The organism is Nocardiopsis sp. EMB25, assembly GCF_026797795.1.
GTDB lineage: Bacteria > Actinomycetota > Actinomycetes > Streptosporangiales > Streptosporangiaceae > Nocardiopsis > Nocardiopsis lucentensis.
The window spans coordinates 5,627,412-5,649,503 of sequence record NZ_JAMTDN010000001.1 but is presented as its reverse complement, the minus strand read 5'-3'; the positions used below and the strand labels follow the sequence as shown (position 1 = coordinate 5,649,503).

The window sequence follows — 22,092 nt, the reverse complement described above, 5'->3', positions numbered from 1 at the left end:
CCGCCGGGATGCCGCCCGGCGGGACTCCTACGCACTCGCTCACCTGCAAGGAGCAGCACATGCGCACCACCATGATGCCGTCCCCGACGGCTCCCGAGAACAGCACCACTCCCCCCGCACCGTTCGAGGTCGCCCCCGCAGCGTTGGACGTCCTCGGCATCACCGACACCGACGACCTGTTCGCCGTCGAACTGGCCGACGAGAGCGACCAGGAGCGCGCCGCCCGCTTGGCCGCCGCAGCGGACATCCTCGACGACCGCCTGACCGAGATCGCCCATGCCGCCCTGGCCTCCGAGGACATCCGGGGGTGGGCGCTGTGACCCCCGACCTGCTGCCCCCGGTGATCGCGACCGCCGTCCTCGTTCTCCTGCTCGTGCTGGGAGCGCTCCGCGTGGCGGCCGCCTACCGCAAGGTCCGCTCGAAGCTGCGCCTCCTGTCCCGCACCCGCCTGGTCGTCACCCAGACCGCCCGCCGCCGGAAGGGAGGTCGGCGCTGATGCTGCTCGCAATCCTGACCGTCCTGGCCTACCTCGCGCTGGCCGCCCTGATGCTCACTCCCCCGTTCTGGAGGTCACGCTGATGGCCTCGCTGATCTCGCTGTTCGCCCTGTTCATCCTGTGCGCGCTGGTCTACCGGCTCGTCGGCATCCCGATCGTGAACATCCGTGCTGACCTGCGCACCCTCCGTCGCCTCTCCAAGCTGGGAGACCGCCGTGACTGACCCCCGCGTCCCGCTGACCGACTACATCGACGAGACCCGCGCCGAGCTTGCCCGCGCAGACGCCAAGGCGTCCACGCTGACCGCCCTGGGAGGTGCCTCGCTGGCGGTGCTGGCGGCCGGACCGCTGCTGACCGGCGGCACCGCCGCTCACTGGGTGCTGCGGGGCGGAGCCCTGCTTCTGGTCGTGGCACTCGTCGTGCTCCTGACGGTCGTCCGCCCCCGCAGCATCGGCGCTCCGTTCGCCCGGATCACCGCCGACCCGGAGGGCTGGGAGCCCGAGCGCACCCGCGAGCGGCTGGTCAACCTGGCGGCCGTCGCCTCCATCAAGTTCGTCCGCATCCGCATCGCCGTCGACCTGCTGATCGCTGCCGCTCTCGTCATCGGAGCTGGCCTGGTCTGGATGGGAGCCACCTCATGAACCTCCGCCGCAGGCACACGAACAAGACCACCGACGTGGTGACCGACCTCCAAGAGCGCATCCGTCAGGCTCAGGCCCTGGCGGCCGTGCCCGAACAGAAGCTGCTCGCGGACCCGCGCCTGAACCCGCAGACCAGGGCGAGGGCTGACCGCCTCCAGGCGAAGCGGCTGGCGACCGGCCTGGAGATGGAGCACCGCCGGGAGCTGCGGGCGGTGCGCGAGGCCGACCGGCGCGCCGAAAAGGCCATCCGGGCATCCGCCGCCGTGGACGCCGCCCGAGCCGCGACGGATGAGTCCTACACCGTCCTCGACCTCGTGCGCAGCCGTACGCGGTTCTCCCGGCTGTGCCTGGGAGCCTCGATCGTGCTGTCAGTCGGGTCCGCGATGGGACTGGAGGCGGCCGTGGTCGCCCACCACCCGACCGCCCCGGACGGCATCGGCTACCTCGCCGAAGTCGCCCTGACCGGGATGTCGACCACCGCGATCCTGTGGGCCGGGAAGCTGGCCCGCGCCGAAGCCCTTCCCAAGCAGGGTCGGACCCGAACCGCGCTGATCTCGCTGATCGCGGTGCCACTGCTGGTGAGCATCATCGGGTCCACGATCGGCTCCGGCCCAGTCGGAGCCGTGGCGTCGCTGGGAGCAGCGGCGTTCTCCGCGATGGCGTACCTGGTGGCCACCACCTCCGCCGCCGCGATCACCGCCCTGGTGGGCCGCATCGACGGCCGCACCCGGACCACGGCGACCGAGGTGCCCGCCGACAACGGGGACCAGGAGCACGGGGAGCCGACGACTCCGCTGCCACACCACACTGCCGGGCAGGCCCTGGAGGTCGTCGGGGAGGAGATCGCGGAACAGGCCGCCGACTACCTCCGAGACCACACCCGCTCACACGGAAACCCGTCTGAGCGCTCGCACGACACCACCCGCTCACACGACCGGTCCCCGGGCCGCTCGCACGGCGACGACTCCCCCGACGACAACGAGGCCAACACCACATCTGACGAGGTCACCCCGTCTGAGCGCCCGTCCGAGCGGTCCCGCTCGCACGGCGACGACTCCTCGTCTGAGCGTGTGCTCACCGCGCAGGAGCGCCGACGCCTGAAGGGCATCGAGAACCGCCGCCGCGTCGCGGACTTCCTGTCCGATCACCCCGGTGCTCCCACGGGTGAGATCGCCCAAGCGCTCGGTCTGGCCGCGTCGACCGTCCGCCGGATCCGGCGCGAGATCGAGGAGGGGGGCGACGTGTCATGACCGTCCGCCACCGCCCCAAGGTGCGCCGTTGGCGCGAGGAGACCTCGCAAGGCGAAGCGTGGTGCTACACGGTCCGCTGCTCCTGCGAAGCCGAGTTCGATGAGCACTACACCAAGCGCCTGGCCGAGAACGACAAGGCCAAGCACCTGATCGAGGTCGCCCCGCCGTACTCCGAGCGATGCCGCGAGCCCCAGAGGCACCGCTGCCAGCCGCACGACCGCTGCCCGGTATGCGCCGACCAGCTGACCCTGCCCGGCTTCGAGGGCCTGGAGGTGGCCGGATGAGCCGCCGCCCGACCTGGCGCACCCGCCTCGCGGCGGCCGCCTCGTTCGTCGATCACCTGCTGTGCCAAGCCGACTCGCTCATCAGCGCGTGGCTGGACGTCCGCCCGCTCCGCAACACCGCCGCCGACGCCGCCGCCTGGCTGGGGCGGACCTGGCGTGCCCACCTACACCACGCCCACGTGCGCCGCTACGGCCCCGGCCGGGGCCTGATCGCCGTCGTCATCAACCGCCGTCCGACCAAGGAGAACACCCGTGGCTGAGGCCAACACCGAGCGCTCGGAACTGAAGCGCATCATGGCGGACCTGGAGTCGATCGAGTTCGAGACCGGCTCGGACATCCGCCGCTACGTCGAGACCACCCGCAAGCTGAGCCGCGCCCTGTCGATGGAACTGGAGTTCTCCGCCCAGGAGCTGGAAGCGGCCTTGAGGGAGCTGCCGCCCGGCGACGGGGAATCGCGTCTGGCGATGCGCCGCAAGGCCAAGAGCGTGACCCGCCACCTGCGCCGGTGCGCTGAGGCCCAGCGCACCGTGGGAGTGGAGGCCGTGCGCACCTGGGCCAGCCTGCACAAGCACTTCGAGTACCTGGTCAAGCGCAAGAAGCGCAAGAAGGCCCTGGACCTGTCCGCCTGACACCGAATCCGCGGGGGCCGCACCGGGCGGCCCCCGCCCACCACACGAGAATGGAGAGACGCTGATGGCTCGCAACGAGCTGGTGGTGCGCGGCGATCGGGACTCAGAGACCGCGCGACGCGGAAACACCCTCATCGACTACGCCCGCCCCTGGTTGGCCGCTCCGGCGCTGATCCCGGCCGGATACCTGACCCACTGGCTGTGGGGCGACCTGGGGTGGGGCACCGGCTTGGCCGCCGCCGCCATCGCGGCAGCGGGCGCGGTGGTCACCTACGCCACCCACCACCTGACCCACGCACGCACCTGGTACGCCCACCACATCTCCACCGCCATGACCGGCGGGTCCGCCGCGTGGCTGGCACTGGCCACCGGCTTCGGCCCCGGGCGCCCGCTCATGGACGCACTGCTCATCGGCGGGTGGGCCGCCGCCGCCATCTCCAACGTCCACCTGTGGGCGCGTTCGCAGGGCACCGCCGAGGCCGCACCGAAGAAGGGCGTCGGCCGCATCCTGCCGACCTTCGCGGAAGTCGCGGCCAAACTGCACCTCAAGGACGTCAGGGCCAAGCTCACCTCGGACACCGAGATGCAGCAGCGCCACACCCTGACCCTGGACAACGGCACCACGGCCGAGGAACTCCAGAGCCGGGGCAAGGAACTCGCCAGCGCCTACGGGGTCGCTCCCGGCGCGATCCGCGTGATCGAGGACCAGGGCCGCGCCGACCGCGCGGAACTGGTCATCACCAAGAAGGACGTCATGGGCAAGCTCATCCCCTGGCCGGGCCTGAACCCCGCGCACGTGGGCACTGGCATCGCGGACCACCCGCTGGAACTGGGGGTGTACGAGGACGGGGAGACCTTCACCAACCAGATCACCAACCGGCACAGCCTGACCGTGGGCATGGCCGGGGCCGGGAAGAGCGTCTACGGCAAGGTCAAGATGGTGCAGGTCGCCGCTCGCCGGGACACCTTCACCCTCGCGATCGACCTGGCCAAGGGTCGTCAGACGCTCGGTCCGATCGAGGGGGCGATCGGCTGGCCCGCCTACACCAAGAAGGCCGCACGCGCCCAGCTCGACGCCGTCAAGCGCGCGATCAAGGCCCGCGCCAACCACCTCGCCGACGCCGGGCACGCCCAGTGGGTGCCCGGGTGCGGGCTGACCTTCCTCTACCTGCTGGTCGAAGAGGCCGCTGAGGTCGTGGACTTCGACGAGATCGTGGAGGTGGCCCGGGTCGCCCGGTCGGTCGGCATCCAATTGGAGCTGTCGTTGCAGCGCGCCACGTGGGGCAACCTCGACACCGACACCCGCGCCAACCTGGGTGACGGGCTGTGCTTCGGGGTGCGCGACCACGCCGACGCCACGTTCGTCCTGCCCGACTACGTGACCGAGGCCGGGTGCGACCCCTCCCGGTGGCGCAAGTCCAAGCCGGGCGCGGTCTACGCCGCGATCGAGCACGTGGACGTGGACCGGCACATGGTCGCGGCCAAGACCTACGGGCCGCCCTCGACCGACCCGGCTGAGGAGAACCGCGACCTCAAGGCCGCCGCCGACGCTCTGCCCGACCAGGACGCCAAGCTCGACCCGGTCACCCGGGCCGCGTTCGGTGCCGAGTACACCGAGTTCCTCGCAGGCCGCACGACCTCCGTCCCTGCCAACGCACCGGTGTCGGCACCCGCCGCGGCGACGCCCCCGGCCGAAGACGAAGGGCCACTCGTGGACGCCGACATCGAACCAATCGTGTTGACCACCCCCGACGACGACCCCGAGATCGCCGGGGACCTGGACACCGAGATCCCACCCTTGGAGGAGGGGGAGGACTTCGCGCTGCCGGTGCGCAAGAAGGGCACCAAGGCCAGCGCGGAAGAGGCCCGCGCCGCCGTGGACTCCCTCATGGAGGAGTGGGGTCCCGGCCACGAGTTCCAGGCGTTCGAGCTGGGGGCCGAACTCCGGGAGATGGGTGTGGAGCGCAAGCGCTCCTGGATCTACGGCCAGCTCCGCCGCCTGGAGGAGGCCGGTCGCCTGCGTCACGAGGACACCGGGGCGTGGACTGTCCTGGAGACCCGCCAACTGGTCGACGCCTGACCCCGGGCGCTGCCTGTGGGGCATCCCGCCCACCGACCGGGGTGCCCTCGCAGGGACCGCCCGCACCGATTCCAGGGGCCGTCCAACCCGGTTCCAGACCGGTGTCCAAACCCCGTCCAAACCGGGTGTCCAGACCGGTCTGGACACCCTCTGACCTGTAACACCGCGCCGGGGCGTCCACACCGGCGCCCGCACCGCGACGACGGCCCCACCCTCAGCTTGCAGGCACCGGGTGGGGCCGTCTCTCCCGAAACACGAGAGGAACCCAGTATGACCACCAACCGCGACCTCCAGCGCACGGCCGCGCGCGTTCTCGCTGATCTGCTCGCCACCCCTGGTCTGCCGGAGGTGAACTGGAGCCTGTACGCGCCGGGCGGCTTCACCCGGTGCTACACGCCACCGAACCTGGCCACCGACCTGTTGGCCGGGCAGGCCGACTCCCACCAGGCGGTCCGGGAGTGGGCCGCGCGTCTGGGCACAAGTGTGGAACTGCGCCACGGCACGACCCCGGACGCACGCGCGATCGTGGACGGGATCGTCGTGAAGGTCTGGTGCGCTCCCGAGTTCCGAGACGACGTGAACGCCTCGGAGGAGTAGTGGCACCGGCTGACCCGAGCACGGTGCGCGGGCGGTGGCTGCGCTGCGTCTACGCCACCGCCCGCGTCCCTGACAGCGTGCGCGTACTGCTGTTGGTGCTGGCGGAGCACATGGACGACGACGGCCGTGTCGAGATCAGCCGAGACGACCTCGCGACCCTGCTGTCCCGCGCCCCGCAACGCGTCTCCGGTCGCTACTCGAAGGCGATCGAAGCGGAGCTTCTCCGGCAGGTTCGCCGGGGCACCCGTGGTGCCACGTCCGTCTTCCAGGCGGCCCTTCCCGAGGGCGAGTCCATCACCCCCGTGGGTGACACGTTTCCGGGGAAACGGGTGCCGGACCCAAGTCCCGTTTCCGGGGAAACCGATCACCCCCGGGGAGGACGGGTTTCCGAGGAAACAGGTCACCCCCGGGGGAGACCAAGCGCCTCTGCTTCGTCACCCCCGGGGGTGACGAAGAGCGACGCCCCTATAAGGGAAGGCGTGCGGGAACAGCCGTCACAGGCCACCCCCACCGCCTCTCCGGAACGACCGGACACGCCCGCCCCGGTCGGCCACAAGCGCGTCAACGCGCTCGCCACCGTCTACCACCGGGCCACCAACGGCATGGGCGACTGGAACAAGATCCGCGCCGTCGTCAAGAAGGCCCTGAACAGCGGCTACTCGGATGAGGAGATCTCCCGAGGGCTCGAACACGTCGCGGCGGACGGCCGCTTCGCCCTGACCGCCGACACCCTGCGCATCGCGATCAACCGCACCCGCCCACGCCCTCAACTGCGTGTCGTGGGCGGCCACACCCCGTACCGGAACCCCGGCGACTACGGCGACAACCCGGACCCCTGGTCATGAGAGGCACCGCATGAACACGACCACCGAAACCCAGTTCTTCGCCCGACTCGCACGCATCACCCGCGAGAAGGGCCTCGACACCACACCCGGCCCGGTGGAGGACACACCCCGGCCGGAACTCCCGGGCCACCCCGCCTACCACCACAGGCAGCGGGTCAACGCGGCCCTGACCAAGTTCGAGCGCACGACCCCGCCCCGGTACCTGACCGCCTCGACGGAGCACCCCCGGGTCTGCGACTGGGCCGACCAGGTCGCCGCCGACGTCACGCAGGCACCGTCCCTCATGCTCTGGGGCGGCACCGGCACCGGCAAGACCCACGCGGCGTTCGGAGCCGTGCGCAGGATCGCCCTGACCGGCCCGACGCGGTTCGGCTTCCTGGCGACGACCTTCCCGGACCTGTACGCCGCACTCCGCCCCGGGGCGTCCGGCGACCAGGAACGCGAGCGGCTCATGCGCCGCGTGCTGAGCGTGCCCGTGCTGCTCCTGGACGACCTCGGGACCACGAAGTCCTCGCCGTGGACCGAGGAGACGACGTACCGGATCGTCAACCACCGCTACAACCGCATGCTCCCGGTGATCCTCACCAGCAACGAACCGCCCGCCGCCCTACCCGAGCTGATGGGCGACCGGATCGCGTCCCGTCTGATCGAGATGACGACCCGAGTCGAGATGACCGGCGCGGACCGGCGGCTCACCCGATGAGCGCCGCCGCCCGCAACGCACAAGACGGCCCCGGCCTGTACCGCCAAGCACCGCCGGAGCCGCACCCCGAACCCCGTGAGAGGCAAGGAGTACCTCCCATGATGACCGACCGCGCCAAGCCGCGCCGGATGCGTCCGACCAAGGCTCCCGCCGTCCCCGCGCAGCGCTCCCGGGGGTGGCTGACTGTGGACGAGTTCTGCGGGGAGCTGATGATCAGCCGCGACACCTTCTACGACTGGCGCAAGAAGGGTCGCGCCCCCAAGTGCGCGAAGCTCCCCAACGGGAGCCTGCGCATCCGCCGCTCGGAGTTCGAGAAGTTCATGACCACCGCTGAGGACAACGCCTGATGATCGAGTCCGACGACCTGAGCTACAGGGTCGCCGTCTGGAAGGTCACTACCTACAAGGGCTCCCGGGGCACGACCTACCGGGTGCGCTGGAAGGTCGGCACCGAGGAGTTCAAGGAGCCGTTCAAGAAGAGCGCCCAGGCGGACGCCTTCCGCTCCCAGCTGGTGCAGGCGCAGAGCCGGGGTGAGGCGTTCAGCCTGTCCAAGGGACTGCCCGTGAGCATGCTCCGGGAGGAACGGCCGGAGAAGTCCTGGTACGACTTCGCGGTCTCCTACGTCGACCACAAGTGGCCGGACATCTCCGCCAAGCACCGGGGCAACATCGCGTTCGCCCTGATGATGGCGACGACCGCGCTGCTCACCACCGAGCGGGGCATGCCCGAACCGGCACTGCTCCGGGCCGCGCTGAGGCGGTGGGCCTACAGCAAGACCTACCGGGCGGCGGAGCGGCCGCCCGAGGTGGAGGAGGCGCTGCGGTGGGTCTCCCGGCACAGCCGCGCGGTCGGGGAGCTGGCGGACCCGAAGGTCGCCGAAGCCGCCGTGCGCGCGGCCACCCGGGATCTGGAGGGCAGGAAGCTGGTGATCGGCTCCCAGCGGCGCAACCACGGCATCCTCAAGGCCGCGCTGGCCCACGCCGTGCGTGAAGGGCTGCTCGAACGGAACCCGATCGGGGACCTGGAGGCCACCACGTCCCGTTCGGTCCACCAGGTCGACCGGCGGTGCGTGGTCAACCCGGAGCAGGCCCGGAACCTGCTCGACAAGGTGCGGGAGTACGGGTACGAGGAGACCGAGCGGCGTCAGGGCATGAAGTCCGGTCCGCGGCTGGTCGCGTTCTTCGGGTCGATGTACTACGCGGCGCTCCGGCCCGAGGAGGCGGTGAACCTGCGCAAGCACAACCTGTCCCTGCCCACGCCCCGCACCGACGCGACCGGCTCACCGGTCTACGACTGGGGCGAGATCTACGTGGAGGAGGTCACCCCCGACGCCCGGCCCGAGTTCACCGACGACGGCACCAGCCGCGACACCCGTCGCGGTCCGAAGCAGCGCGAGGCCGGAGAGGTCCGGCCGGTCCCCTGTCCGCCGGAGCTGACCCGGCTCTTCTGGGAGCACCTGGAGGTGTTCGGCACCGACCCCGAGGGTCGGCTGTTCACCGGGGTGCGCGGCGGACCGCTGGCGACGATCACCTACCGGCGCGCGTGGGCGTGGACCCGCGAGGAGGTGCTGAGCGAGGCTGAGACGCGTTCTCCGCTCGCGAGGCGTCCGTACGACCTCCGGCACACCTGCGTGTCCACGTGGCTCAACGCGGGCGTCTCCGAGACGCTCGTGGCCCAGTGGGCGGGGCACAGCGTGGCCGTGCTCAAGAAGATCTACGCGAAGTGTCTCGTCGGGGAGGAGGACCGGGCCAAGCGCCAGATCGAGGAGGCCCTGCGCCGCTCCTGAACGTGGCCGCGCATTGGCCGCAGACACCCACCGGGAGCCGCCACGGTCCACCGGCAACCACCGACGCAACAAAGCGCCCCGCTGCCTGTCTTCCCAGGTGGCGGGGCGTTTTCGCGTGTCTGCGAGAGGTGGCTAGGGGCGGGGTCGAACCGCCGACCTTCCGCTTTTCAGGCGGACGCTCGTACCAACTGAGCTACCTAGCCATGCGCACCGATCTCTCGGCTGCGTCTGCGGTCCTGACGGGATTTGAACCCGCGGCCTCCACCTTGACAGGGTGGCGAGCACTCCTAACTGCTCCACAGGACCTTGTTCGTTTGTCACGCCGGGTCGAAAACCCCCGGCGCGTCGCTGCGGTATTCATTCTGCCAGATGTCCGGCAGTGCTCTGACCGCTTCGTACCCCCAACGGGATTCGAACCCGCGCTACCGCCTTGAAAGGGCGGCGTCCTAGGCCGCTAGACGATGGGGGCCCGTGTGACAGGTCAAGCATAGGGGAGATTCCCACCAACTCCAAAGTGATTCGACCGGCCTTCGCGGACATCCTTCACCTGCGGGGACTCACCCCTCAGACGGACTCACCGACGCGTCCGCGTCTGCGCCCGACTCCCGGCCCGACTCCCCTACCGGCCGGTCGGGATCGGGTTCGATGTGCCGTTCGACCTGCGCGGACGTCAAGCCGATCCCCCCGAGATCGATGTCGTCGCGCGCCTGGAGCCGCCCCGTCTCCGCGTCCAGGTACAGCACCGACGCCTGGTACGGGATCGGCCGACCGGCGGCGTGATCAAGACCACCCAGGCCGGCGCCACCCGTGGAACCCTGCACCAGGAACCGTGTGCCCTCGGCGCCGAGGCGCGTGGACCGCTGGTGTTCGTCCCCCGTGAGGACGAGCGGCACCACCCCGTCGAACGCCTCCGCCTGCGTGCGCGTGTGCAGCACGGCCACATCCACCTCGTCGCCGGAGTCGGCCACCGCCGCCGCCTGTTCCTCGCCCGTCTCGGCGACCTCCCGAGCGCTCGGGTTGAGCCGGGTCGCGTCCGGGGTGAACCGCGGGTCCCCCGCCCCGTAGAGGGTCAGGCCCGCCACCTCCCGGACGTCCCCGTCAAGCACCACGGCGTTCGGCTGCGCCGCCACCGCCCGCTGGGTGCCCATGGAGTCATGCCGTCCGCGCACCCACACGTAGGGCACCTCCAGGTCGGCGATCTCGTCCGCGAAGGCGTCCTCCGCCGCGCTCCCCCGGTCGGTCAGGTCGCCGGAGTCCACGATCACGTCGACCCCGTACTGGTCCGCGAGGGTGGCGATGATGGCCCACGACGCCGGGTTGAGGTGAATGTCGGACACGTGCAGCACACGGATGACCGACTCGTCCTCCTCGTACACGGGCAGGGTCGAGGTCGCCTCGTAGAGCCTCGACACGTTGCCCACGAGTCCGGCGAGCTGCTCCTGGTACTGCGTGAACCTGTTCACGACGGCCTCGGCGCTGCCCACCACCTGCGGCGCTCCCGCGATGAGTCCCGTGTACCGGGGTTCGGCGATCGCGCTCGGGTTGAACGTGGCCGCGGCGGCCGCCCCGGACGCCGCGAGCACCGCCAGTGACGTGGCCACGCTGCCCAAGGCCCGCCACACGTTCCGGAACAGCACCAACCCCGTCACCAGCGCTCCCAGCCCGGCGGCCAGCAGACACCGGACCAGCAGCGCGGTCACCCCGGCGCGCAGGTCCTCGCCGATACCCGCGGCCATGCGGTTGATGGACTCGGGGTCGGCGAACATCTCCTCGGCCGCGGACAGCCGAATGTCGGAGATCGTCGCCTCCAGCCGCAGCGGGGCCCGGTGGGTGTCGAAGGCCAGCTGCCCGAAGGGGGCGACGTCGACGACCGTCTCACCGTGCCATTGGGGCACCAGACTGAACGTGACGTCGGCAGGGCCGATCGGGGTGACGACCTGCCCTCCGAGGGCCAACCCCAGCCACCCGCCGATGAGCCCCGCGACGACGACGCACGCCCAACGCCACGTGCGTCCGGCTCGCACGCGTTCCAAGGCTCTCCGGTAGTCGTACGCGCGGATCGCTCCCCAAGAAACCACTCCCCCATGATGCCGCCACCGCGGACCGTTCCCAATGTTTCCTCCCGTCCAGAGTGTTATGTCTCCTCCGGTTCCCTTCCGGCCCCCGCGGCCAGGCAGCACAATGACTGGTGTGGTGGAACTGACGCGCGCGCAATTCGAGGAACTGGTCGCGGACGCCCTGGACGAGATACCCCCTCACCTGGCGCGACTCATGGACAACGTGGTGATCACGGTCGAGGACGAGTCGCCGGACGGCCTGCTCGGACTGTACGAGGGCGTTCCGCTGACCGAGCGGGGCGACACCTACTTCGGGGTGCTGCCGGACCAGATCTTCATCTACCGGCGCGACATCTGCGCGATCTGCGAGACCCCGGAGCAGGTCGTGGAGGAGGTCCGCATCACCGTCGTCCACGAGGTCGCCCACCATTTCGGCATCGACGACGACCGGCTCGGCGACCTCGGCTGGGCCTGAACGCTCCCGACACAGAGCACCCAAGGGAACTAAGACCCTTTTCGTTACCTTAAGCACCCAATTCGTGACTCTGGGGGCGACCTGGAATTCCAGGTCGCCCCCAGAACCCCGCACACCTGCCCCGGACTGCGGCAACGATACGTTGAGACCGCTTCGCGGCATGGGTGATCACACAAAAAAACCTAACCCAGAGCAACGAATCAGACACGAAATCCCCAAAGCGGCTTGCGTGAAGCCCCTCACGTCGGGAACGGTTGGTCATCGGGACGCGACACAGCGTGAATTCAACCCTGTAAAAACGAGGGAGTGCCGGGTGTCAAATCCGAGCCTCGACAAATCACCTGATGACGGGGACCACGAACCCCCCAGCCCCCCGAACGAGACCTGGCGAAGCAGCTACCGCGAGGTCATGAGGATCGGCGAGTTCCGTTCCATCTGGCTTGCCCACGCCCTCTCGATGATCGGCACCAACGTGCTGAACATCGCCACCAGCATCCTCGTCTACCAGCTCACCGGGTCCGCGTTCGCGACCGGAGTCACGCTCGCGGTCACCTTCCTGCCTCCGTTCATCGCCGGCCCCCTGCTGTCCGGGCTCGCCGACCTCTTCCCCCGCCGCCAGGTCATGGTGGTGTGCGACCTGGCCCGCGCCCTGGTCGTCCTCCTCATCGCCGTCCCGGGGATGCCGGTCTGGGCGATCTGGGCGCTGCTGTTCTGCTCGGTCCTGCCGTCGATCCCGTTCGCCGCCGCCCGCGCGGCGCTCATGACCGAGATCGTCCAGGGGGAGCGCTATGTGGCCAGCACGGCCATCATCCAGCTCACCTCTCAGGTCGGGATGCTGATCGGCCTCGTCGCGGGCGGTGTCGTCGTCGGGGTCATCGGCCCGCACATCGCCGTGGCCGCCAACGGCGCCGTCTTCGTCCTGTCCGCGCTCATCGTGCTGGCCGGCGTCCGCGCCCGTCCCGCGGCCCGCTCCGGGGAGGAGGACCGGCCGGGCTTCCTCGCGATGACCCGGGACGGCGCCAAGCTCGTCTTCGGCGACTCCCGTCTGCGCACCCTCGCCCTGCTCGCCTGGCTCGCCGGCCTGTACTCGATCCCGTACGGCCTCGCCAAACCGATGGCCACCGAGATCGGCGCGGGGGACGCGGCGACCGGGTTCATCATGGCGGGCTCCTCGGTCGGTGCGCTGATCGGCGGCCTCGTCCTCACCCGGCTGATCCCACCGCCCACCCGGATGCGACTGCTCGGCCCCCTGGCGGTGCTCACCTCCGTGCCGCTGCTCCTGTGGTTGGTCGACCCGCCACTGTGGCTGATGGTCACCGCCCTCGCCCTGGTGGGGGTCGCCGGCTCCTACCAGTTCGTCGCCAACGCGGCGTTCGTCCTGTGCGTGCCCAAGGAGGGCCGGGCCCTGGCCTTCGGACTGGTCGCGGCCGGGCTACAGGTCGCCCAGGGCGTGGGCATCCTCGTCGCCGGGTTCTTCGCGGAGTTCGTCAGCACCGGGACCGTCATCGTGGTGGCCGGCGCGCTGGGGATCGCGGCCGCCGCCCTCCTCTCGATCCCGTGGTCCCGGGCGGCCGGTCCCACGATCGAGCGGATGAACGAGACCGAGCGGACCGCCTAGGGCCCGGTTTCCCGGAGCGGTCTCCGCGGGGGGTCGCCGTTCGGGTGGCGGCACAGGGCCGCTCCGTCCGTCCGGTGGTGGGCCAGGCTGGCTAACTCGCGAGTAACTTAGCCCTTGACAGCCGGGTCCCGCACGCAGGAGGGTCGGTGCGGCGGTGACGAGACCCACAGGACATGGGGTGCGGTGTGAGCGGTGGTCTGGACCTGACGGTGGCGCAGAAGGTGCTGGAGGCCCAGCCCTTCAGTGTGCTGCTCGGAGCCCGTCTGACGGCCTTCGGCGAGGAGGGCGCGACGCTGGAACTGGACATCCGAAACGACCTGCGCCAGCAACACGGATTCGTGCACGGCGGGGTGCTGAGCTACGCGGCCGACAACGCGCTCACGTTCGCGGCGGGCGCGGCGGTCGGCGCGCAGGTCGTGACCGCCGGTTTCACCATCGACTACCTGCGCCCCGCCCGGGGCGACCTGCTGCGCGCCCGCGCGCGGATCGTCCGGGCCGGCCGCACCCGCGTCGTGTGCCGTTGCGACCTTTCCACGGTGGACGCCGACGGAGTGGAGACCCCGTGCGCCGTGGCGCAGGGAACGGTCTCGGTGTTGGAGGGCCCGAACGAGGCCTGACGGCCGGAGTCCCCCTCACGCCCCTGCCGTGCGGACCGGTTCCAACCGGGGGCGCTTCGCGGCGCGGCCGTCACCCGACGAACGCCCGCGCAGGCGGCGTGCCAGCCAGGGGCCGAGGAAAACGGCGGCCCAGACCAGCTCGGTTCCGGCGCGGCGCCAGGGCGGCACGGGCGCGAGTGGGGGCAGGGGATCGGACCAGGAGGCGTCCGCGCCCGGAACGCCGAGCGTGTGGGCGACCGCCGCCGCGATACGGGCGTGCCCCAACGGTGTGGCGTGGATGCGGTCGGCGCTCCACAGCCGGGGATCCGTGGTCACCGGGTACGGGAACGTGTCGACCAGCACCGCGCCGTGGCGGCGGGCCATGGCGCGGATCCGGTCGTTGAGGTCCAGCACACGCGGGCGCAGCCGTCCCGCCAACGGGGCGATCCGGGCGATGTCGGGGAAGGTGAAGGTCACCGTGGTCGCCCCGGAGGCGGTGAACGCGGCCAGCATCGCCTCCAGGTCGGCGGCCACGGTATCCGCGTCGTACCCTGGTCGGACCAGGTCGTTCATACCGGCCATCACGGTCACCAGGTCGGGGGCGAGGGCGAGCGCCGGAGCCAACTGCTCAGCGCGGATCCGCCCGGCCAGCCGCCCGCGCACGGCGAGGTTGGCGTAGGCGAACTCGGGCTCGTGGGCGGCGAGCGTCCCGGCGAGCCGATCGGCCCAGCCTCGGTAACCGGTGGTCTCGTCACCGTCGTTGAGGCCCTCGGTCTGGCTGTCGCCCACCGCGACGTAGCGCAGGTATCCCACCGGCCTCAGCCCCGACCCGAACCGGACCCGGCGCCGGTGTCGGTCCGCGCCGCGCGGCGGTCGAGCACGGCCAGGACGCGCTCGCCCCAGCGCACGTTCTCCCGCTCGAACGCCAGGCCCGCCATGAGGGTCAGGTAGGGGCCGACCCGCTCGGCGTGGACGAGGTACTCCTCCTCGCCGCGCCCCTCCAGGAGCCGCTCACGCAGCCGTTCGTAGCGGGCGATCTTCGCGCGCGCCCACCCGATCCGCTCCGCGACCGAGCCCCGGACCGCCTCGACGTCGCCGGCGTCCACCGCCTGCACCTGGACCAGGAGGTCCTCGCGCATCGCCCCCGGCTTCGGCGGCGTGGCGGTGAACGCGCGCAGGGCCCGGCGTCCGGTGTCGGTGAGGGAGAACAGGCGCTTGTTCGGGCGCTTCTCCTGGTGCACGACGCGTGCCCGGACCAGGCCCTCGGCCTCCATGCGGTCCAGTTCCCGGTAGAGCTGCTGGGGCGTGGCCATCCAGAAGTTGGCCACCGAGGCGTCGAAGCCCTTGGCCAGGTCGTATCCGGACGCCTCACCCTCCAGAAGTGCGGCCATCACCGCGTCACGCAACGCCATGAGGCCGAGTTAACCAACTTGATTAGTCAATTTCAAGACTGGACAACTATGTGAGTACAACCTAGTGTCCAACACACCTACTCAACAAATTGCCTAGGAGGGCACATGCGTGAGTTCCGCGCGGCGGTCGACGCCAGGGACATGGCCGCGGTCGAGGCGCTGCTCGCCGAGGACGTCGTGTTCACCAGTCCGGTGGTCTTTCGGCCCTACCCGGGCAAGGCGATCACCGCGGCGATCCTGCGCGGGGTCCTGCGGGTCTTCGAGGACTTCCGCTACCTGCGGGAGTACGAGGGGGCCGACGGCCGCGACCACGCGCTCATGTTCGAGGCGACGGTGAACGGCCGCCAGGTCCAGGGCTGCGACTTCCTGCGCGTCGGCGAGGACGGCCTGATCGAGGAACTCACCGTCATGGTGCGGCCGCTGTCCGCGGCCAACGCGCTCGCCGAGGCCATGGGCGCGCAGTTCGAGCGGATCCGGCGGGAGGCCGCGGGGTCCTGAGCCCCACGGGCGCCGAGAAGCCGGGCCACGCGCTCTAGCAGCGACCGAACCACTCGGCCAGCCCGGAGCCGAGCAGAGCCACGGCCGCCGCGCCGAAGGCCAGCCCCACACCCACCCTGAACACCGTGGGAGGAGGGCCGTCCGCGTTCCGTGCCGCGAGGAGCTGGATGATCCCCGCGAAGACGATCAGGAACCAGCCGACGACGGACGACAGGTCGCAGATCACGGTGCTCCCGGGGGGTCGGCGGCGCGGCCGGGCCCGCAGGGAACCACGGGCCCCGGGTACGGGCGCTCCCACCGTAGTCCTCCGCGACCGCGGCGCGAAGGGGAGGGCGCCGCTCCGCCCGGGGACGGCCCCGTGGCGCGGAAGGCCCCCGACGGGAACCGGCCACCGCGGTCGGTGACCGGCCCGCCGGGGGCCGCACCCCGGGCTCCGTTCATGGAATGGTCGCCCGGGGAGGTTCCGTCCGGGCCGAAGCGAGGCGGCGGGCCCGGAACGGACACCGCCTAACTCTGGTGCGCCTCCAGGGCCCCGATGATGCGCGGGCGCAGCTCGGCGGCGCTGATGACGGCGTCCACGGAACCCACCTCGACCGCACGGTGGATGTCGTGCACGCGGTCGAACTCCGCGGCCACCTCGCCGAGCTTCTCCGAGCGGACGGACACGCGCAGCTCGTCGAGTTCGGCGGTCAGCGCGGCCCGGTCGGTACCGGAGGCGGCCGCGACGCGGGCCTCCAGGTCCCGCACCCTCGGGTCGGCCGCGGTACGGGCGTTGACCTCACCGGAGAACACCACCGCGGCGGCGGGTGCGCCGCCGAGCACCGAGGCGAACGAACCCTCCAGCGCGAGCACGGTCATGTTCGGATTCAGCGCCTTCGAGAACACCACGAACGCGCCTCCGTGGTACCGCGAGATCACGCAGAACACGATGGGCCCGCGGAAGTTCACGATCGCGCGGCCGATCTCCGCGCCGTACTCCAGCTGGAGCTCGCGCATCGACTCCGGCGAACCGTCGAAGCCCGACAGGTTCGCCAGCACCACGAGCGGCCGGTTGCCGCTGGCGGCGTTGATCGCCCGGGCGGCCTTCTTCGACGACTTCGGGAACAGCGTGCCCGCGGTGTAGGCGTCCGGACCGTCGGTGCGCGGGAAACCGCGCCGCTGGACCGACCGCGACTCGATACCGAGCAGGCACACCGGCATGCCTCCGAGGTGCACGTCCTGCACCACCGCGGTGTCCGCGTCGGCCATGCCCGCCCAGCGCTCCAGCACCGCGTGGTCCTGGTCGGAGAGCGCCCGCATGACCGTCCGGATGTCGAACGGCTTCTTGCGGTCCGGGTTGGCCGCGGAGGAGAAGATCTCGCCGACGGTGGTGAAGTCGCTGCCCTCCACCGTGTGCGGGAAGTCGGACACGTCGCGGTCGACGGGGTCGGTGGTCCTCGTCCGCCGCGGCCGCTCCTCGCCCGGTACGACGTAGGAGTGGTCGTAGTGCGACATCAGAACGTCCCGCGCGGCGGTCAGGTTCGGCGCCCAGTACTGCGCCTGCCCGTTCGGACCCATGACCCGGTCGTAACCGCCGATGCCGAAGTTGTCCTCGGCGGACACACCTCCGGAGAAGTCGAGCGACTGCTTGCCGGTGAGCACCATCGCCGAGTCCGGCGTCATGACCAGGATGCCCTTGGTGTGCATGAGCATCGTCGCCTCGGCGTTCCAGTACGGCTGGGCGCCGACGTTGATGCCCGCGACGACGACGTTGATCTCCCCGCCGTCCTGGGTGAACTCGACGATCCGCTTGAGCGCCGCGGCCACCCAGTCCATGTTCTCCGTGCCGGACTCCATGGAGATCCGCGCACCGGCCGACAGCGCGTACCACTCCAGCGGGACCCGCATCCGCTCGGCCAGGTCCAGCGCCGCGATCACCCGGCGGCACTCCGGCTCCGACAGCGCGCCGAGCGACTTCGTCGGGTCGCCGAGCAGGACCACCCGGCGGACGCCCTCGGGGTGCCGCTCGGTCGGCGTGGTCACCACACCCGCGACGATCGCGGCGGAGTTGCGCCCCCTGGGCCGGTCGACGGGCACGAGCACGTGGTCGTCGTCGAGGTCGTGCTCCACGAACTCACCGAGCAGGCCGGTCAGCTCGTAGGGGTAGACCGTGTTGCGGCTGCTCGCGCGCAGCACCTTCTGGCGGTAGTCGTCGACCGGCTCGACCGGCTCGTTCGACGGCTCACCGATGGTCAGCTCGGTGCCCCCGGCGGCGTCGGAGGAGATGCGGATGGCGACCTTGGTCAGTTCCCCGGTCTCCGGGTCGCGCTGGCGCGCGATGAACAGGATCTCCTCCAGCCCGGCGCCCTCGGTCGTCGGCCGCACGCGCCCGGCGATCGTCTCCAGCTCCTCGCGGGTGATCTCGCTCGGCGGCCAGACGTAGATCACGATCCGGTTGGTGTTGAAGCGCTGCCGCGACGGGCGCCGCGACCGCTCCCGACGGATCGAGTCGAGGCAGGCGGCGACGGTGTCCTCGGCCGTCGGCAGCGCGACGAGCCTGCCGTCCTGCTCACGCAGCTCGGTCAGGTCGCGCACCTGGGCGAACGCGACGAGGCGGTCGTCCGACGGGTTCTCCCGCGCCACGCACTGGAAGAGGTAGACCTCCTCGTCCGACGACGGCAGGCGGGTGAGGTCGAACTTGCTGAGGCGCTCCATCTGCATCCGCTGCGCGATGTACGGGTGCAGGCCGCGGATCAGCCGGTCCTCGGTCATCCCGGTCGGCGAAGGACGGAACGTGAAGTGGTGGTGCATCACCGCGCCGTCGCGTCCGGCGACGGTCGTGGTCAGCCTGCGGACCCGGTCCGGCAGCGGGTGCACCCTGAGGACGTCCTGCAACGCGGCGGCCATCGCGTCGAAGTCCTCCGGCTGCTTCTCCCAGGCGAGGTAGATGTCGGCGTCGATGTCGTCCTCGCCGTTCGCCAGCTCCGCGAGCCCGCGCAGCGCGCTTCCCAGCGCGTCGAAACCCACCGCGGAGGAGACCACGCGCGAACCGGCGCGGTCGGCGACCACGAACGTGCAGCCCGCGACCTCGGCGGTGCGGACGCCGGTGAGGCCCTTGTTGCCGTAGTAGCGCCGGGTCAGGACCTCCAGCATGACGGAGTTGTCCAGGTCGGCGCGGACGAGCCGCTGGCCGAGCAGCCGCACCAGCGGCTCGGTGCTGCGCACCATCTCGGCGACGCGCTCGGCGCGGTCCGGCGCGTCCGGGTTCGCGTCCAGGTGGCGCAGGTGCCTGCGGACGTTGGCGTAGACGCGGGCGCGGTTGCGGCGCAGGAGCGGCTGGCCGAACCAGGAGAACACGACGCCGCGCGCGAGGTCGGCGACCACGGGGAAGCGGACCTGGGTGGCGGCCACCAGCCGCTCCAGGGCGCGGCCGGCGGTCTCGCGCAGGGTCCCGTCCGGCTGCGGCTCGCGCAGCCACGCGCGCAGCAGCTCCGTCACCACGGACACGTCCGCGGACACGCGCTGCTGGGCGAGGAAGATCCGGAACACCGCGGATTCGAGCTCGGGCGAACGCTCCAGGTCGGTGACCCCGTAGTGCTCCAGCGCCTTGGCGAGTTTGTCCTGGAACGCCGCGGGGAGCCCGGCCCGTTCGACGTCGAGGCTCTGGAGGTAGGTGTGGAAGTACTCGCGCGCGCTGTGGACGCGGTCGTCGGCGCCGCTCTCCTCGCCGGCCGGGCGGTTGCGGCTCAACTCGGCCAGGTCGGCGAACACGTCGACGAGGCCGAGCTCCTCGGCCAGCGGCCGGTGGCCCTCCCCGACGGACTCCTCGCGCGCGGCGAGGTAGGCGTCGAGCACCCGGCGTTCGTCGTGGGGGTCGACGTCGAAGCCCAGTAGCAGGCTCCGCACGTCCTCCAGGCCGCGAGCGATGCGTGTGCGCGCCGGGACCCCCGCGGCCGGGGCGGGCAGGTCCAGTTCCACGGACTCGGTGGCGGCGGCGTCCTCGGCCTCGTCGTCGGCGAGCGGTTCCAGGCGCAGCAGCGCGGCGCCGGTCTCCACCTGGCTGCCCACGGACACGGCGCACTCCTTCAGCCGCGCCCGGAACGGCGCCCGCAGCACCGTCTCCATCTTCATGCTCTCCAGCACCAGGACCGGGGCGCCCGCCTCGACCTCGGCGCCGACCTCCAGCGGTGTGGCGACGACCAGCGCGGGCGCGGGCGAGCGGAGGACACCGCCCTCGTCGCGGCTGACGCGGTGCGCCACGCCCTCCACCTCGACCAGGTGGATCGGCCCGTGCGTGCCGGTGAGCAGGCGGTACGGGGTGCCGTTGACGATGATCCGCCCGGTGTGCTCGTCGAAGCGGTCGAGCTCGACGTCGACGGTGCGGGCCTCCTCGCCCGCCTCGACACCGACGCGGAAGCGGTGCGCCCCGACGCGCGCGACGCGCACGCGGTAGCCGACACCGCGCAACTTGAGGTCCAGCGGGCGACCGCTCTCGTGCTGCACCTGCGGACGGCCGCCGAACGCCGTCGACAGCAGGCGGTGCTGTTCGACGCGTTCCTCCTCCTCGTAGGCCTCGATGGCGGCCGCGGCCAGGGCGACGGCGGAGTGCCGGTGGGTGACGAGGCCGCCCTCGCCCCGGACCCGGTCGATCCAGCCGGTGTCGGCGCTGGCGTCGATGACCTCGGGCCGGTCGAGCAGGTCGAGCACGAAGCTCTTGTTCGTCGCGCCGCCCTCGATGATCACGGTGGTCTGCGCCATCGCCCGGCGGAGCCTGCCGAGCGCCTCGTCGCGGTCGGCTCCGTAGGCGATGATCTTGGCGATCATCGAGTCGAAGTCGGCGGGGATGGTGTCGCCCTCGCTGACCCCGGTGTCCACGCGGATGCCCGGTCCGGCGGGCAGGTCCAGCCGCGCGATGCGGCCCGGGGAGGGGGCGAAGTCGCGGTCCGGGTCCTCGGCGTTGAGCCGGGCCTCGATGGCGTGCCCGCGCTCCGCCGGCGGCGTGCCCTCCAGCTTTCCGCCGGAGGCCACGTGCAGCTGGGCCCTGACCAGGTCGACGCCGGTGGTGGACTCGGTGATCGGGTGCTCGACCTGGAGTCGGGTGTTGACCTCCAGGAAGGCGAAGAGGTCGTCGCCGGGGTGGTAGAGGAACTCGACGGTGGCCGCGCCGCGGTAGCCGACCGCGACGGCCAGCCGCTCGGCCGACGCCTTGAGATCAGCGGTCTGCTCGGGGCTCAGGACCGGCGACGCCGACTCCTCGATGATCTTCTGATTGCGCCGCTGCACCGAGCAGTCGCGGACGCCGAGCGCCCAGGCGTTCTCACCGTCGGCGATCACCTGCACCTCGACGTGCCGGGCGTGGGTGACCAAGCGCTCCAGGAACACGACGCCGCTGCCGAACGCCCGCGCCGCCTCCTGGCTGGTCCGCTCGTAGGCGTCGGCCAGTTCGGCCTCGTGGTTGATGACGCGGATACCGCGCCCGCCACCGCCCGCCGTCGCCTTCAGCATCAGCGGGTAGCCGATCTCCGACGCCGACGCCAGGGCGGCGTCCAGGGTCTCGACCGCGCCCCGGCTCCAAGGGGCGACCGGCACACCGACCTCCTCGGCGATCAGCTTCGCGCCGATCTTGTCACCGAGCTTGCGCATGGCCTCGGCGCTCGGGCCGACGAAGGTGACACCGACCTTCTCACACAGCTCCGCGAACGCCGGGTCCTCGGCGACGAACCCCCAACCGACCCACGCGGCGTCCGCGCCGGTCTCCACCAGCGCGCGCTCCAGCACCTCCAGGTCGAGGTACGGGCGCGCGGACGCGGGACCGAGGTCATAGGACAGGTCCGCCTCACGGACGAAGGCGGCCGAACGATCGACGTCGGTGTACAGGGCCACGGTCTCGATCCGTGCCCCTGTCTCCGCGGCGAGGTCTCGTACGGCGTGGATGAGCCGCATTGCGGCCTCACCACGGTTGACGATGGCGACACGAGTGAACACCCGATTGCGTCCTTCTGTAGATCGACGATGTGCGCGCCGCCCCCATGGCGGCACTCCGCAGAGTTCATCCTCCCGTCTGCCGACCGGCGGCGCCATGTCGTCGGCGGAGGACTCTGGGCGGCATCCGTTGTGGGAAACGTCCAAAAGCCGTCGGTCGCGC

The 22,092-nt window shown here is 71.2% G+C and carries 23 protein-coding genes and 3 tRNA genes; 18 read left to right on the top strand and 8 right to left on the bottom strand.

Features of this window, described 5'->3' with window-relative positions; all coding sequences use genetic code 11:
* The first annotated feature begins 59 nt into the window (after positions 1-59).
* The 14 genes from KIK06_RS25130 to KIK06_RS25065 all read left to right on the top strand — a co-directional run bounded on the left by KIK06_RS25130 (position 60) and on the right by KIK06_RS25065 (position 9,312).
* Positions 60-320 (top strand): hypothetical protein, encoded by a 261-nt coding sequence (locus tag KIK06_RS25130; RefSeq protein WP_268645376.1) that lies wholly within the window; start codon positions 60-62, stop codon positions 318-320.
* Positions 308-496 (top strand): hypothetical protein, encoded by a 189-nt coding sequence (locus KIK06_RS25125; protein ID WP_268645375.1) that lies wholly within the window; start codon positions 308-310, stop codon positions 494-496. The genes KIK06_RS25130 and KIK06_RS25125 overlap by 13 nt, the downstream gene beginning before the upstream one ends.
* Positions 497-578: 82 nt before the next feature.
* A complete protein-coding gene (locus KIK06_RS25120) occupies positions 579-719 on the top strand; it encodes a hypothetical protein (RefSeq protein WP_268645374.1) in 141 nt (46 codons plus the stop codon).
* Positions 712-1,137, top strand: coding sequence for a hypothetical protein (locus tag KIK06_RS25115; protein ID WP_268645373.1), 426 nt, complete (start codon positions 712-714; stop codon positions 1,135-1,137). Before KIK06_RS25120 ends, KIK06_RS25115 begins: the two co-directional genes overlap by 8 nt.
* Positions 1,134-2,387, top strand: coding sequence for a helix-turn-helix domain-containing protein (locus KIK06_RS25110; RefSeq protein ID WP_268645372.1), 1,254 nt, complete (start codon positions 1,134-1,136; stop codon positions 2,385-2,387). The genes KIK06_RS25115 and KIK06_RS25110 overlap by 4 nt, the downstream gene beginning before the upstream one ends.
* Positions 2,384-2,671 (top strand): hypothetical protein, encoded by a 288-nt coding sequence (locus tag KIK06_RS25105; protein WP_268645371.1) that lies wholly within the window; start codon positions 2,384-2,386, stop codon positions 2,669-2,671. Before KIK06_RS25110 ends, KIK06_RS25105 begins: the two co-directional genes overlap by 4 nt.
* The gene (locus tag KIK06_RS25100; RefSeq protein WP_268645370.1) at positions 2,668-2,931 is read left to right on the top strand and encodes a hypothetical protein; all 264 of its coding nucleotides are present in this window, start codon (positions 2,668-2,670) and stop codon (positions 2,929-2,931) included. The genes KIK06_RS25105 and KIK06_RS25100 overlap by 4 nt, the downstream gene beginning before the upstream one ends.
* Entirely contained in the window at positions 2,924-3,301 is a 378-nt protein-coding gene (locus KIK06_RS25095; protein WP_232832052.1) for a hypothetical protein, read from the top strand. The genes KIK06_RS25100 and KIK06_RS25095 overlap by 8 nt, the downstream gene beginning before the upstream one ends.
* Positions 3,302-3,365: 64 nt before the next feature.
* Entirely contained in the window at positions 3,366-5,381 is a 2,016-nt protein-coding gene (locus tag KIK06_RS25090; RefSeq protein WP_268645369.1) for a hypothetical protein, read from the top strand.
* Positions 5,382-5,651: 270 nt separating this feature from the next.
* The gene (locus tag KIK06_RS25085; protein WP_268645368.1) at positions 5,652-5,978 is read left to right on the top strand and encodes a hypothetical protein; all 327 of its coding nucleotides are present in this window, start codon (positions 5,652-5,654) and stop codon (positions 5,976-5,978) included.
* Positions 5,979-6,457: 479 nt separating this feature from the next.
* On the top strand, positions 6,458-6,823 hold the full coding sequence (locus KIK06_RS25080; protein WP_268645367.1) for a hypothetical protein: 366 nt from the start codon (positions 6,458-6,460) through the stop codon (positions 6,821-6,823).
* 10 nt (positions 6,824-6,833) lie between these two features.
* Complete coding sequence (locus KIK06_RS25075) at positions 6,834-7,526, top strand: ATP-binding protein (RefSeq protein ID WP_268645366.1); 693 nt, start codon at positions 6,834-6,836, stop codon at positions 7,524-7,526.
* Between the two features lie 98 nt (positions 7,527-7,624).
* Positions 7,625-7,873 (top strand): helix-turn-helix transcriptional regulator, encoded by a 249-nt coding sequence (locus KIK06_RS25070; RefSeq protein WP_442789800.1) that lies wholly within the window; start codon positions 7,625-7,627, stop codon positions 7,871-7,873.
* The gene (locus KIK06_RS25065) at positions 7,873-9,312 is read left to right on the top strand and encodes a tyrosine-type recombinase/integrase (protein ID WP_268645365.1); all 1,440 of its coding nucleotides are present in this window, start codon (positions 7,873-7,875) and stop codon (positions 9,310-9,312) included. The genes KIK06_RS25070 and KIK06_RS25065 overlap by 1 nt, the downstream gene beginning before the upstream one ends.
* Positions 9,313-9,441: 129 nt before the next feature.
* Here the strand turns inward: KIK06_RS25065 and KIK06_RS25060 are convergent.
* The 4 genes from KIK06_RS25060 to KIK06_RS25045 all read right to left on the bottom strand — a co-directional run bounded on the left by KIK06_RS25060 (position 9,442) and on the right by KIK06_RS25045 (position 11,390).
* Positions 9,442-9,515, bottom strand: a tRNA-Phe gene (locus KIK06_RS25060).
* Between the two features lie 28 nt (positions 9,516-9,543).
* Positions 9,544-9,618, bottom strand: a tRNA-Asp gene (locus tag KIK06_RS25055).
* Between the two features lie 90 nt (positions 9,619-9,708).
* A tRNA-Glu gene (locus KIK06_RS25050) sits at positions 9,709-9,781 on the bottom strand.
* An 88-nt stretch (positions 9,782-9,869) separates the two neighbouring features.
* Positions 9,870-11,390 carry a metallophosphoesterase family protein gene (locus KIK06_RS25045; protein ID WP_040691638.1) on the bottom strand — a complete coding sequence of 507 codons (1,521 nt, stop codon included), beginning with the start codon at positions 11,388-11,390 and terminating at the stop codon, positions 9,870-9,872.
* 103 nt (positions 11,391-11,493) lie between these two features.
* On the opposite strand from KIK06_RS25045, the gene KIK06_RS25040 reads away from it, so the two are divergent.
* From KIK06_RS25040 to KIK06_RS25030, 3 genes are all read left to right on the top strand, one after another.
* Positions 11,494-11,844 carry a metallopeptidase family protein gene (locus KIK06_RS25040; RefSeq protein WP_026128142.1) on the top strand — a complete coding sequence of 117 codons (351 nt, stop codon included), beginning with the start codon at positions 11,494-11,496 and terminating at the stop codon, positions 11,842-11,844.
* Positions 11,845-12,157: 313 nt separating this feature from the next.
* Positions 12,158-13,462, top strand: coding sequence for an MFS transporter (locus tag KIK06_RS25035; protein ID WP_268645364.1), 1,305 nt, complete (start codon positions 12,158-12,160; stop codon positions 13,460-13,462).
* A gap of 173 nt (positions 13,463-13,635) precedes the next feature.
* Complete coding sequence (locus KIK06_RS25030; RefSeq protein WP_017601672.1) at positions 13,636-14,079, top strand: PaaI family thioesterase; 444 nt, start codon at positions 13,636-13,638, stop codon at positions 14,077-14,079.
* 15 nt (positions 14,080-14,094) lie between these two features.
* Here the strand turns inward: KIK06_RS25030 and KIK06_RS25025 are convergent, their stop codons facing one another.
* Positions 14,095-14,871, bottom strand: coding sequence for an SGNH/GDSL hydrolase family protein (locus KIK06_RS25025; protein ID WP_017601671.1), 777 nt, complete (start codon positions 14,869-14,871; stop codon positions 14,095-14,097).
* 5 nt (positions 14,872-14,876) lie between these two features.
* Complete coding sequence (locus KIK06_RS25020) at positions 14,877-15,470, bottom strand: PadR family transcriptional regulator (RefSeq protein WP_017601670.1); 594 nt, start codon at positions 15,468-15,470, stop codon at positions 14,877-14,879.
* A gap of 105 nt (positions 15,471-15,575) precedes the next feature.
* Here KIK06_RS25020 and KIK06_RS25015 point away from each other — a divergent pair, with 105 nt between their 5' ends.
* Positions 15,576-15,968 carry a nuclear transport factor 2 family protein gene (locus KIK06_RS25015; RefSeq protein WP_017601669.1) on the top strand — a complete coding sequence of 131 codons (393 nt, stop codon included), beginning with the start codon at positions 15,576-15,578 and terminating at the stop codon, positions 15,966-15,968.
* Positions 15,969-16,002: 34 nt separating this feature from the next.
* Here KIK06_RS25015 and KIK06_RS25010 read toward each other — a convergent pair whose 3' ends face one another.
* Both KIK06_RS25010 and KIK06_RS25005 read right to left on the bottom strand, forming a co-directional pair.
* A complete protein-coding gene (locus tag KIK06_RS25010) occupies positions 16,003-16,194 on the bottom strand; it encodes a hypothetical protein (RefSeq protein ID WP_268645363.1) in 192 nt (63 codons plus the stop codon).
* 281 nt (positions 16,195-16,475) lie between these two features.
* Positions 16,476-21,932 (bottom strand): ATP-binding protein, encoded by a 5,457-nt coding sequence (locus KIK06_RS25005; protein ID WP_268645362.1) that lies wholly within the window; start codon positions 21,930-21,932, stop codon positions 16,476-16,478.
* Positions 21,933-22,092 lie beyond the last annotated feature (160 nt).

Bases quoted from the DNA above. Each gene is read 5' to 3' on its own strand.
- KIK06_RS25090 (WP_268645369.1), top strand. From the start codon at position 3,366: ATGGCTCGCAACGAGCTGGTGGTGCGCGGCGATCGGGACTCAGAGACC.
- KIK06_RS25070 (WP_442789800.1), top strand. From the start codon at position 7,625: ATGATGACCGACCGCGCCAAGCCGCGCCGGATGCGTCCGACCAAGGCT.
- KIK06_RS25065 (WP_268645365.1), top strand. From the start codon at position 7,873: ATGATCGAGTCCGACGACCTGAGCTACAGGGTCGCCGTCTGGAAGGTC.
- KIK06_RS25100 (WP_268645370.1), top strand. From the start codon at position 2,668: ATGAGCCGCCGCCCGACCTGGCGCACCCGCCTCGCGGCGGCCGCCTCG.
- KIK06_RS25040 (WP_026128142.1), top strand. From the start codon at position 11,494: ATGACTGGTGTGGTGGAACTGACGCGCGCGCAATTCGAGGAACTGGTC.
- KIK06_RS25105 (WP_268645371.1), top strand. From the start codon at position 2,384: ATGACCGTCCGCCACCGCCCCAAGGTGCGCCGTTGGCGCGAGGAGACC.
- KIK06_RS25120 (WP_268645374.1), top strand. From the start codon at position 579: ATGGCCTCGCTGATCTCGCTGTTCGCCCTGTTCATCCTGTGCGCGCTG.
- KIK06_RS25075 (WP_268645366.1), top strand. From the start codon at position 6,834: ATGAACACGACCACCGAAACCCAGTTCTTCGCCCGACTCGCACGCATC.
- KIK06_RS25110 (WP_268645372.1), top strand. From the start codon at position 1,134: ATGAACCTCCGCCGCAGGCACACGAACAAGACCACCGACGTGGTGACC.
- KIK06_RS25030 (WP_017601672.1), top strand. From the start codon at position 13,636: ATGGGGTGCGGTGTGAGCGGTGGTCTGGACCTGACGGTGGCGCAGAAG.
- KIK06_RS25130 (WP_268645376.1), top strand. From the start codon at position 60: ATGCGCACCACCATGATGCCGTCCCCGACGGCTCCCGAGAACAGCACC.
- KIK06_RS25015 (WP_017601669.1), top strand. From the start codon at position 15,576: ATGCGTGAGTTCCGCGCGGCGGTCGACGCCAGGGACATGGCCGCGGTC.
- KIK06_RS25085 (WP_268645368.1), top strand. From the start codon at position 5,652: ATGACCACCAACCGCGACCTCCAGCGCACGGCCGCGCGCGTTCTCGCT.
- KIK06_RS25020 (WP_017601670.1), bottom strand. From the start codon at position 15,470: ATGGCGTTGCGTGACGCGGTGATGGCCGCACTTCTGGAGGGTGAGGCG.